This is a genomic window from Stenotrophomonas sp. TD3, assembly GCF_001939825.1.
Lineage (GTDB): Bacteria > Pseudomonadota > Gammaproteobacteria > Xanthomonadales > Xanthomonadaceae > Stenotrophomonas.
Genome location: NZ_MOYM01000003.1, coordinates 493,334 through 505,974 on the forward strand (window position 1 = coordinate 493,334; position 12,641 = coordinate 505,974).

Here is a 12,641-nt window from a genome sequence, read left to right on the forward strand (position 1 = left end):
TCCCGATGTCGCACCCGCTCCCGTCTGCTGTTCATCCGGCCGCGTCGATGCGCCGCAATCATCCGATGGCGTGGGCCATCGCGGTCGCACTGGGCAGCATGGTGGCCCCGGCCAGCCAGGCGCAGCAGGCGTTCAGTCCGGGCTGGTTCGCCGAAAGGGGCGCGGCCCAGGGCAGCGCGGCACAGAGTGGCAGGATGCCCAACGGCGTGCCGATCCAGTTCCAGTTGCCGGCCCAGCAGCAGGATGCAGCGCGGCAGAAGCTGCAGCAGTCGATCGACAATCTGGGCACTGCGGCGCAGGCGATTGCCCTGCAGCAGCGCCTGCAGGAACAGGCGCGGCAGGCGCGCCGCGAGGCTGGCTTCATCGTTGCCGATGGCCTCGGCAAGGACGGCCTGAGCGTCGACCAGAACCCGCTGACCCGTGGCTGGCTCAATGCGCGCGACGCGATCCAGTCGCAGGGCAACGACGGGCGGGTGCAGGTCACGGTCGAGCAGACCGCGGACAAGGCGATCCTGAACTGGGAGACCTTCAACATCGGCGGCAACACCACGCTGAACTTCCTGCAGAACCCCGACTGGGCAGTACTGAACCGCGTCAACGATCCGCAGGCGCGGCCCAGCCAGATCCTGGGCCAGCTGAAGGCCAATGGCACGGTATTCGTGGCCAACCGCAACGGGGTGGTGTTCGGCAACAACAGCCAGGTCAATGTACGCAATCTGCTGGCGGCTGCAGCGCGGATCAGCGATGCGCAGTTCCGCGACAACGGCCTGTACAGCCCCGACGCCAGCAGCAGCGCGCTCAGCGATGCATTTGGCAAGGTGATGGTGGAGCAGGGCGCCCGCATCGCCACCCATGAGCCGACCAGTGCCACGCGCGGCGGTGGCTACGTGCTGCTGGCCGGGCACAGCGTGGAGAATGCTGGCCATATCGAGGCGCGCAAGGGCCAGGTGCAGCTCGCTGCCGGTGACAGTTTCGTGATCCGGCGCGGCGTGGGTACGGCCACCAACACCAGCTCCACCACCCGTGGCAACGAAATCGCGCCGCGCTTTATCGCTGGCAGCATGGCCGGCAGCGTGCGCAATACCGGCCTGCTGCGTGCGCTCGAAGGTGACGTGACTCTGGCCGGGCGCAGCGTCGAGCAGGCCGGTGTGGCCGTGGCGAGTACCACGCTTGCACAGCGCGGCACCGTGCATCTTCTGGCCTCGGCCAGTGATGCAGGCGGCAGCGTCACGCTTGCCGATGGCGCCACCACGGCGGTGTTGATCGAGGACGATGGCAAGACCACGGTGCTGGATACGCAGCGCGACAGCCTCATCAAGGAGTCGGCAGAGCAGGACGCGATCCGCGCTGGCACTCGCTCGGCAACCTTCGACAATCTGTCCCAGCACAATGATCGCCGGGACCAGTCGCGGGTAGAGATCGTCTCGGGTGGCAACATCCATTTCAGCCCGAATTCGCTGACGGTTGCCACGGGCGGCCAGATCATCGCCGATGCGGCGGCCCGCAGCTACGTAGACGACGCCGCGCGCCTGGACGTGTCCGGCGCAGTGGGCGTACAGGTGTCGATGGAGAGCAACAATGTCCAGGTCAAGGTGCAGGGCAACGAACTGCGCGATGCCCTGGACAACCGCGACAGCGGCAAGCTGACCAGCAGCGAGGTCTGGGTCGACCGTCGCAGGCTGGTCCACGTTCCGGCCGGTACCGGGGGCTACGAAGGTGAGCGCTGGTACGCTGCAGGCGGCCTGCTGGAAGTGGGTGGCTACCTCGACAACCAGGGGCACTCGATCGGCGAATGGGCCGCGCAGGGAGGCACCGTCCTGCTGGGCGGCAGGGAAGTGGTCACGCAGGGGAGTTCACGCATCAACCTTGCCGGCGGCAGCCTGGATGTGCAGAGCGGCGTGATCCGGCAGAGCTGGGTGCGCGGCGTCGACGGCCAGGTCTACCGCCTTGATGATGCGCCGGCGGAGATGCTGTTCGATGGCCTGTACAGCGGCCATGAAGTGAAGCAGGAGCGCTGGGGCATCACCGAGACCTTCCGTGATCCGATCGTATTCGCGGCGCAGCGTGTCGATAACGGGTACACGGTCGGCCGCGATGCAGGACGCCTGATCATCTCCGCACCGACCGCGGTGCTGGATGGGAAGGTTGAGACGGCCACCTTCCAGGGCGCGCAGCAGAACCGCAGGCCGGATACCGCGCTGGAGGGTTATGCGCAGGCGCAGACGGCGGTCGCGCGCAATGCGCAGCTGTACCTGGGGCGCTACGACGGCCAGGGCCGCAGCGGTGTGTTCGGCTCGGACGTGCGCCTGGATGACAAGGCTCGGACGAAGGCCGCGTGGTCGCTGCTGGCCCCGGTCAACGAGGAGCGGCGTGGCACGGTGTGGCTGGATATCGCAGAGCTGAGTGCCCAGCAGTGGGGACGGATCGACCTGGCGACCGCCGATCGCATCCGCATCGACGGCAGCCTTCGGCTTCAGGCCGGCGGACAGCTCAACCTGACCGGCAGCGAGGTGGAACTGGCAGGCGACATCGGCATTGCCGGCGGCCAGCTGTTGGCGGGCAACCTGCTGGATGTCCAAGGCCGGCCGACGGCGCTGCTGCACGATGGCCGCGCCCGCACCGCCATTGCCGACGGCACGCGGATCGATCTCTCCGGTGAATGGAACAACGCGTCACTGGCGATTCCGCGCGACGCGAGCGGTGCCTGGACGGATGGCGGCCGCCTGAGCCTAGGCAACAGTCATGACGTGGCCGTGGGCGCCGGGGCAACGGTTGACGTCGAGGCCGGTGCCGCGTTGGACCTGCGCGGCAAGGCCCACATCGGCAAAGGGGGCAGCATCAGCCTGCAGGCGAACAGCGGCACGGTGACGACCGACGGCAGTGGCCGGGTGCAACTGGGCGAGGGGAGCCGGTTCAGTGGTCGAGGACAGGGCAGTGGTTCCTTCTCGCTGGGGACCGGTGGCCAGGTGCGGGTGGGCGGTGCGGAGCTGGCGGGCGCGTTGCGACTGGACCCCGGCCTGTTCGGTAGTGGCTTTGCGCAGTACGACATCAACGGCCACCAGGGCCTGGAGGTGGCCGATGGCACGCGGCTGGTCGCTGCCCTGCCAGGCCTGCGCCTGACCCAGGACGCGCGGATGGCAACCGATCGGGCGTCCGGACTGGCGGCGTGGGATGCGCCGCTGTACAGCGCCGATCCGTCGAGCGGGCGCGTCAGCCAGCGCGCGGGTGCGGGCATCAGCCTGCGTTCGGACCGCAACAGCGTGGGCGGTGACCTGCGGGTCGGCAAGGATGCACTGGTGGCGGTCGATCCAGGGCAGACGATCTCGATGCTGGGTGCAGGCAACATCGATGTTGAAGGCACGCTGCGCGCGAAGGGCGGCCGCATCGTGATCGACGATGTGCGTCCGGAAAATGCTCTGTACGCTGGGCAGCGCACCGAACGCACCTGGCGTTTCGCCGAAGGCGCGCTGCTGGATGCCGATGCAGACGCCATTTCGCTGCCCGATCCCAGCGGCCGTCTGCGCGGGCAGGTGCGCGCGGGTGGACGCATCGAGATTGGTGGGGCGCTGGACTGGGAGACCACCGCATTCGTCGACAACCGACCACCGGAAGCCTTCGTGGTGGTCGAACGCGGTGCGCGCCTGCAGGCGCGGGGTGCGTCGGCCGAACTGGACATCGACGGCCAGGGCCGTGTACGCGTGGACAGCGACGGCGGGCAGATCGTGCTGCGCTCGGCCAATGCGCTGTACCTGGACGGCGGGATGGACGCGGCCGCCGGTGGTGCCGGCGCACGCGGCGGCACGCTTGGGCTGGCCTTTGGCGGCAGCATCCATGCACGTGGCGCCAGCGAGGAGGTACTGCGGGCCCGTGCGATCACCCTCAGCCAGCACAGTGCACCGGCGCAGCCACTGCCGGTCGCGTTGGAGTATGGCCACGCCGCGTTGTCGGTCGAGCAGCTGCAGGCTGGCGGCTTCGACAACCTGTCCATGTTCGGTGACATCCGAGCCGTCGGCGATGTCGACCTGCGCCTGGCCCAGAGCCTGCGCATCCACGGCCAGGGCACTTCGAGCCTGGGCATGGCCGTGGACGCCGGGCCGTCGTCGGCGTTGCGGCTGAGTGCGCCCTACGTCCGCCTGGCGCAGGCGCGCTGGCGCCAGCTGGCGGGCGAGAACCTGCAGGGCACCGCCGCGGTCGCCTCGGCCGGGCCGGAAGATCACGCGCTGGCGGTGCAGGCCGAGCTGATCGACATCCGCGACGTCACCTGGCTGCCGGGTTTCGAGCACGTGGCGCTGGAAAGCCGCAGTGACGTGCGCCTGACCAACGGCATTGCCAGCAGTGGCAGCACCAGCGCGTTGATGACGGCCGGTTCGATGGACGTGACCGCTGCCCGCCTGTACCCCACCACAGGCGCGGTCGGTACGCTGGTGGCCGGCGCTTCGGCGCAGACCGTGCAGACCGCCGATTACTGGGCAGATCCGGACGCGGTGCTGCGCATCCACGGCACAGGTGCGGCTACGCAGCCGACGCCGGAGTCGGCGCTGGGAACGCTTCGCCTGGTGGCCGCCACGGTGCAGCAGGGCGGCAACGTACAGGCGCCGATGGGCACGCTGCAGCTGGGCGGCCTGATCCAGAACGGAACCGTCGGCAGCCGGGTGGAACTGCTGCCGGGCAGCGTTACCTCCACCAGCGGTGCCGGCTTGTCGCTGCCCTATGGTGGCACCGTCGACGGTGTCGACTGGCGGGTCGGCACGCGCAGCCTGAGTTCGCTGACGCCGGCCGGCATCTCCTCGATGGGGGTGACACTGAAGGCCAACGAGATCGAGGTGGCCCCGGGGGCACTGCTGGACATGTCCGGCGGTGGTGAGTTGACCGGTGCCGCCTTCGTGTCAGGACGCGGCGGCTCTGTCGACGTGCTGCGAACGGCATTGGCCGACGCCAATCCGCGCTACGAGTTCAGTGCGTTGGGCAACCTGGTGTACGCGATCGTACCGGGTCGCGCCGGGGCGTTCGCCCCCAGCGGCGAGGAAGGATTCACAGCACCGGCGGTGGGCCAGCAGATCACCGTGCCGGCTGGCGTGCCCGGCTTGGCGGCCGGCACCTACACGCTGATGCCGGCAAGCTATGCGCTGCAGCCCGGTGCATTCCGGGTGGAGCTGGGCGCCACCGGCACCTCGGGCATCGTGCAACCGATTGCGACCGGCACCGGCACCTGGCGCGTATCCGGGCAGCAGCGCACGGCGCTGGGCGCGGCAATCTCGCCGTTGGTCACCGACATCCTGCTGACTCCCGCCGCAGTGGTACGCCGGCACTCGGGCTACAACGAAACCTCCTACAACAGCTTCGCGCAATCGGTGGCCGACCGCCGCGGCGAGTCGCGTGGCTGGCAGACCATCGATGCGCTCGGGTTGACCGTTGCACTGGGCGAAGGCGCAGGTCGTGCAGCAACACCTGCCATCCGCTTCGCCGGCACCGCGCGGTTCACGGCCGCCACCGACAAGGGGCGCGGCGGCACGCTGGCAGCCACGTTGGCCAGCCCGGCGGTCGGTTCACTGGAGATCGTCGATGGCAGCGCGCAATCGCAGGCGCGTGATCGCGGCGCCACCTTCAGCGACGACGCGCTCAATGCCTTCCTGCCGGCGCGGATGATCATCGGCGGGCAGTTCAACCAGGTTGCCTCGCAGGTGGCGGTGACCGGCCAGGCGCGCAGCGTGGCGGTCCGTTCCGGCGTCACCCTGAATGCACCGGAAGTGCTGGTGGCAGCGGCCTCTGGTGGCAGCGGCATCCTGGTCGAGGCCGGCGCTACCCTCGATACACTGCCGTTCGCATCCGCCAATGCGGATGCCAACGCGACCCTGCCTTACCAGGTCTCCGGCGGCCTGCTGGCGGTATCCAACCAGCGGCTGAACCTGATCACCGGCACCACCGACGTGGGGGGCGGCCCGGTGGCGATCGACATTGGTGGTTGCCAGAATGCGTGCAACGGCCAGACCCGGCTGGTCTCCGATGGCAGCATCGCGGTTGCGACCGATGGCACGCTGCAGATGCGCGACTCGGCCAGCTATGGCACCCGCCAGCTCGGCCTGAGCATGGCGGCGCTGAACCTCGGCAGTGCCGAAGCGATCGCGCAGGCCGCTGCGGCAGGGGCGTTGCCCAGTGGCATGACCATGAACCAGTCCGTGCTGCAGCAACTGCTGCGCGGCAATGATGCGACTGGCGCACCGGCGCTGGACACGCTGAGCCTGGTCGCCCGGGACTCTGTCAACGTGTTCGGAAGCGTCGACCTGGACGCGCGCGACGGTGCCACCGGGCGCAGTGGCCTGCAGACGCTTGTGCTCGGTGCGCAGGCCATCCACGGCTATGGTGCGGCGACCGATCGTGCGCGCATCCTGGTGGATACGCTGATCTGGGATGGCGCACTGGCGGCAACACAGACAGCGGGCAGCGACGCGTCGGTGCCGCCGGCCGACCCGATGGCAGGGCGGCTCGGCGCCGGTCAACTGGACATCGTCACCCGCCAGCTGCAACTGGGGCGGGCGCCGTTCAGCCGTCCCAGCTCCGAGGTGCCCGCGAACCGGCAGGTCCTCGGTTTCAGCGCGCTCAACCTGAGTGCTTCCGAGCGGCTGTCGTTCTCCGCGCAGGGTACGCTGGACGTGTTCCAGCGGCGCGGCGACTATCTGGCCGACAAAGGCTGGCAGTACAGCGGAGGCAGCCTCGGCATCGATACCCCGCTGTTGACCGCCGATCCCGCCGCGCAGCTGCGCGTGCGCAGCGGCGGCGACTTCCGCCTGCAGGGTGGCGCCGGCAAGACGGGTGGCGACGCACTGGGCAGTGAGCTGAGCATCGACGCCAACCGGATCGCGCTGGACAGCACGATCGCGCTGGCGTCAGGACGGCTGTCGGCGAACGCACGCGAGGGCATCACGCTTGGCAGCCGGGCGGCGCTGGATCTGGCCGGGCGCAAGGTCTCGCTGTACGACGTGGACAAGTTCAGCTGGGGCGGCGATGTCCTGCTGTCCAGCGACACGGGGGACATCCGCACCGATGCTGCCTCCCGCATCGATGTTTCCGCCCGCAACAACCGCGGCGGGCGCCTGACGGTCACCGCAATGGCCGGCCGAGCCGATCTGGCCGGTGATCTGCAGGGCGCCGCCAGTGGCCGCTACGACGCCGGTGGCACGCTGGTGCCGTACGACGGTGGCGAACTGGTGGTGCGGGCACGCCAGCTGCAGGATTTCGCCGGTCTGAACCAGCGACTGACCGCCGGCGGCGTCGTCGGCGGCCGCAGCTTCCAGATCGGCGAAGGCGATCTGCGGATCGGTGACGAAGTGAAGGCGCGCCGGGTCGACATCAGTGTCGATGCTGGCAGCCTGACCGTGGCAGGCCGCATCGATGCCAGCGGCGAGCAGGTTGGCAGCATCCGCCTGTACGCCCGCGACCAGCTGCAAGTGGACGGCACGCTGGATGCGCACGGTACCCGCGTGCGCGTGGATAGCCATGGCAAGATCATCGGCAGCCCGAACCGGGCCACCATTACCCTGGGCAGCGCCGAAGGCGCCGTCGGCCTGGGCGGCGCGGCACACCTGGACCTGCGTGCCGGCAGCGACGTTGCCGTCGGTGACGGCCCTGGACAGAACGATGGCGTGGCGCGTGGCACGCTGAAGATCGATGTGCCGCGGGTGGGCAGCAACGACGCGGCCATTGCGGCGGCCAATGGCCTGCGCATCGATGGCGCGGCCGACATACAGCTCAATGGTGTCCGCCGCTACGACGATGCGCCTCTGGCCAGCACCGTTGATGTGCGCGGCAACCGCGCGCAGCTGGTCACCCAGCAGTGGCTGGACCAGGTGGTCGATCCGCACAGCGTGGCCTGGATCGATGGTGCGCTGGGCAACCCGGATCTGCAGCAGCGCACGCGCGCGCTGGGCGACGTCCGCCTTCGTCCCGGCGTGCAGGTGGTGGCGCGGCGCAGCGACGTCAACCCGGAGGGTGATCTGACCATTGCCGGCGACATCGATCTGTCCGGCTACCGCTACGGCCCCGATGCCAACCGTGCCGATCCATCGCGGCGTGGCTTCGGCGAATCGGCCTCGCTGGTGCTGCGGGCCGAAGGCAACATCAACGTCTACGGCAGCATCAACGATGGGTTCGCACCGCCGCCGTCCACGCCGGATGAAGGCGGCTGGCAGCTATATGAGGGTCGCAATGGCAGCGCGGGGCACACTCCCTTCGGTGGCGGCCTGGTGGTGCCGGTGGACGGAGTGAAGCTGCAGCCCGGCACCGAGTTCCAGGCCGGCACCCGCCTGAACTATGACGTGCCGGTCGAATCGGTAACGCTTCCGGTCGGTACCGTGCTGCCCGCGCCGATGGTGATCTCGGAGAACCTGCGCCTGCCTGCGGGTACCGTATTGGGTGCGGCAGTGACCACCGAATCCGGGCAAACGCTGGCGGCCGGCACCGTGCTGCAGGAGCCGCTGATGCTGGAGGCCGGTGCGCGGCTGGGAGCCGGCTTCCGCCTGCGCAGTGCGGTACAGATGGCGGCACAGGAGTGGCCCGCCGGCGCGGTGCTGCCGGTTGCGCTGCGACTGGCACGCGAAGTCGCGCTCAAGGTGGGCGCGTATATTCCCTCGTTGACCAAGGTGGAGCTGCCCGGCCACGCGCCGGTGAATCTGAGGCCGGCCGATGCTGACGGCAACCAGGGGCGCAACTGGGCGCTGGCGCCGATGTTGCCCGAGGGCACCACCTCCTGGGACCTGACCGTTGTTGCCGGTGCTGATGCCGGGGCGGCCGATCCACGCAGCCGGCGCTGGGGCAGCGAAGGCAGCGTGGTGCTGGCCGATACCCACCAGGGCTCGATCGGCACGGTCAAGACGGAAATCATCTGGGTGGGGGATCGCGCCTTGACCGAGCAGGCATCGCTGGACTGGATCGGCGACACCTCCTATGCAGGCCGCCCGATCTCGGAGCTGGCCGATATGTTCGGCTTCACCGAAGATGAGTTCTGCGCGATGTCGGCCGACTACTGCGGCCCGGCACCACGCCAGGTGGCCGCGCAGGGCTCGCTGGACTTCTGGGGCGACGAGTCCTACGTGGGCACTTCCGCGAAGGACTTCGCGGCGATGTTCGGCATGACCGAAGACGAGTTCTGCAGCACCGCGCCCACCTACTGCGCCGGCGGTGGCACGCAGACCGAAGTGACCACCTATGGCAAGCGCGCAGGCACGCCGGCGTGGAGCGTACTGCGCACCGGCAAGGGTGACATGGAGCTGCTCGCCGCTGGTGACGTCGTGATGAAGTCTGGCTTCGGTGTCTACACTGCCGGCACTCCCACCGCGCTGGGTGAGGGCCGCGACGCTGCCTTCAATTCGCCCCGTGCGGCGGCCCCTTGGAACACCGCACTGCTGGGGCCGAACCTGGTGCCGGGCAGCTATGACCCCGCGCTGGCCGGCTACCAGGCCTGGTATCCCGATCATGGCGGCAACCTGCGCGTCGAAGCCGGTCGCGATATCGTCGGCGATGCCTGGACCGCCCGCGCAGAGTCGGGCAGCAGTGATCGCGACTGGGCGCTGTACTCCAGTGCCGCGGTCGGCAACTGGCTGTGGCGGCAGGGTACCGGCGGCACCACTGGCGTGGAGCCGGTGCCGACCAGCTGGTGGGTGAATTTCGGCGCCTATACCAACGTCTCCGCTGCCGCCGGCAGCTCCCCACGGATGGTCGGCTTCACCGGCTTCGGCACCCTGGGCGGCGGCGACCTGACGCTTGAGGCCGGGCGCAATGCCGGCGTCCGCGATCCAATGGGCGACGCGCTGGGCTCGCTGAGCGCACCGCGTTCGGGTGCGATCATTGCGGCAGTAGGATCGACCGGCCGGGTCAGCAATGGCCAGCTGCACCTGACCGGAGGCGGCGACCTGCGGTTGCGCATCGGTGGCGCACTGAATCCGAATCTGCAGGCGACGATCTCCAGCCTCAATCCCTCCAGGGCGGGACAGAATCTCGACCTCAACGGTACCTTCACCAATCTGCGTGGCAGCCTCCAGTTCGATGCGGGGCGCATCGGTGCAATGGGCGTTACCCAGGAGAACTACGCGACGCTGGGTGAGCAGCGCGCGGCAGACCTGTTTGCGCCCGACGCCGCCCGCGCGATGGGCGGACCGGTGCTGGTGCTGGGCGATGCGGTCGCGCAGCTGCAGGCGCGGGGTGATGTGGTGCTCGGTGGCGTTGCCGATGCAGGCCGCGTTCCGCTGGCAAACTACAGCGCGGTGCTGCAGGATGATGGCGTGCGCGCTGCAGGCAGTACGTGGTTCTCCCTGTGGACTGCCAACACGGCCGTGGATCTGTTCAGTGCCGGTGGCGATCTCGCGCCGGGCCTCGCCGGGCCGGAAAACGTGACGGGCAGCAATCTGTGGCCCGAGCGAGTCCCGCTTGTAGTGGGCGGCGGCGAGGACCTGCTGAATTACTGGCTCTATCCTTCGCGCTTCAGTGCCATTGCTGCGCAGGGCGACATCAAGCTGGACCGGATCAGCGCCACGCCGGGGACGCAGGATGTGATCCTGCTGGCACCCTCAGCGACAGGACGGCTGGACGTCCTGGCGGGTGGCGGCATTTTCGCCCAGCGTGGCGCGACCCAGATCGCGCGCTCCGGCGCGGATGCGCGCCTGCCGGGACCATTCGACCCCGCATTCCTGGCCCAGCAGGGGGATTCCGGCGGCAATGTGACCCGCTCGCGGCACAACCTGTCGGTCGACGGCAACACCGCCTCGCCGGAGGCGTCGCTTCCGCTGTTCGCGTTCGGTCCGAATACTCCGCTGTCCACAGTGTCTGCGGCACTGGCGCCGAGCCGCTTCTACGCGGTGCAGCGCGACATCACTGGTCTGGCCACCGGTGCACGGCGCAGCCTGGACGGTATCAGTGGGCAGCGCACACAGCTGAACTGGTTCGAGGCCGCCGGCGCGGTGCAACTGCGGGCGGGCCGGGATGTGCTGGGGGTGTCGTTGACCGCGCTCAACAGCACGGCCACCGACATGTCGGTGGTCGAGGCCGGGCGCGATATCGTGCATCTGAATGCGACCATCGCCGGCCCCGGCAACGTCGAGATCAGTGCCGGCCGCCAGCTGCGCCAGGAGGATGCGGGCAGCATCGTCAGCCTCGGTGGCATCGTGCAGGGCGACACCCGTCCCGGCGCCAGCATCGCGCTGACGGCCGGCAACCAGCAGATTGATTTCGCGGCCCTGCGTGCCCGCTACCTGGACCCTGCCAACCTTGCCGATCCGGCGCAATCGCTTGCGTCGCAGCCGGGCAAGGCAGCCAAGGTGTACGACCAGGAACTGAAGCAGTGGCTGCAGCAACGCTTCGGCGTGGCCGCCGACGGCGACGGGGCGCTGGCGGCGTTCGATCGCTTGCCGAAGGAGCAGCAGCGCATCTTCCTGCGTCAGGTCTATTACGCCGAGCTGCGCGAAGGTGGACGTGAGTATACCGATGCAGAAGGGCCACGCTTCGGCTCCTACCTGCGCGGTCGCGAGGCCATCGCCACGCTGATGCCGGACAAGGATGCAACCGGAGCGACCACCGACCGTACCGGCGATATCGTGATGTACGGCGGTTCCGGCGTGCGCACCGAGGCGGGCGGCAACATCGAGCTGATGGCGCCGGGTGGGCAGATCGTGATCGGTGTGCAGGGCGTGGTGCCACCTGCCAGCGCCGGCCTTGTCACTCAGGGGCAGGGCGATATCCGCCTGTTCAGCCAGGACAGCGTGCTGCTGGGTCTGTCGCGGGTGATGACCACGTTCGGTGGTGACATCCTGGCGTGGTCGGAGCAGGGTGACATCAATGCCGGTCGTGGTTCGCGGACGACGTTGTTGTACACGCCACCGCGCCGCGTCTATGACGGCTGGGGCAATGTGATCCTGTCGCCGCAGGCCCCGGCCAGCGGTGCTGGCATCGCGACCCTGAACCCCATCGCCGAAGTGCCGCCGGGCGACGTCGACCTGATCGCGCCGCTGGGCACCATCGATGCGGGCGAAGCGGGCATCCGTGTCTCGGGCAACATCAACCTGGCCGCGCTGCAGGTACTCAATGCGGCCAACATCCAAGTGCAGGGCGAGAGCAAGGGCCTGCCGGTGCTGGCATCGGTCAACGTCAATGCGCTGGCCTCGGCCAGTGCGGCAGCGAACAGCGCCAGCCAGGCGGCACAGGATGTGATGCGCAAGAGCCAGGACGAGGCACGGCGCAACCAGCCGTCGGTGATCAGCGTGCAGATCCTGGGCTTCGGCAGCGGCACCAGCAGCATCACGCCGCCGGCGCGTGGCACCACCGCCAACAGCGGTTACGACGCCGACAGCGCGTTCCAGTTCCCGCAGGCCAGCCGCGACGACGGCACGCAGCGCCGGTAGGTGCCGACCCTGGTCGGCACGATCGCGGCCAGTAGTAGATCCACGCCATGCGTGGATGGGACTGACCAGGAAGAACGGACAGCATCGGGCCAGCCGCCAGGGAACGGTGGCGGCCCCAGCCAGGACGGCACGGAGGGCAGGGAGCGGCCATCAGCGGTGAGGACCACCGACACAGCGCCGCCGGGTGCAGGAGAGCACCCGGCGGCAGGAGGGCAGGGGATCCATGCCATGCGTGGATGCCGGGGCTGGCCTCAG

1 protein-coding gene is annotated in these 12,641 nt (G+C 69.1%); it reads left to right on the plus strand.

What is annotated here, in order from left to right:
• Nucleotides 1-5: 5 nt before the first annotated feature.
• Nucleotides 6-12,386 (plus strand): filamentous haemagglutinin family protein, encoded by a 12,381-nt coding sequence (locus tag BKE09_RS21875; protein ID WP_075678053.1) that lies wholly within the window; start codon nucleotides 6-8, stop codon nucleotides 12,384-12,386.
• Nucleotides 12,387-12,641: the final 255 nt, after the last annotated feature.

Bases quoted from the DNA above. Each gene is read 5' to 3' on its own strand.
- BKE09_RS21875 (WP_075678053.1), top strand. From the start codon at position 6: ATGTCGCACCCGCTCCCGTCTGCTGTTCATCCGGCCGCGTCGATGCGC.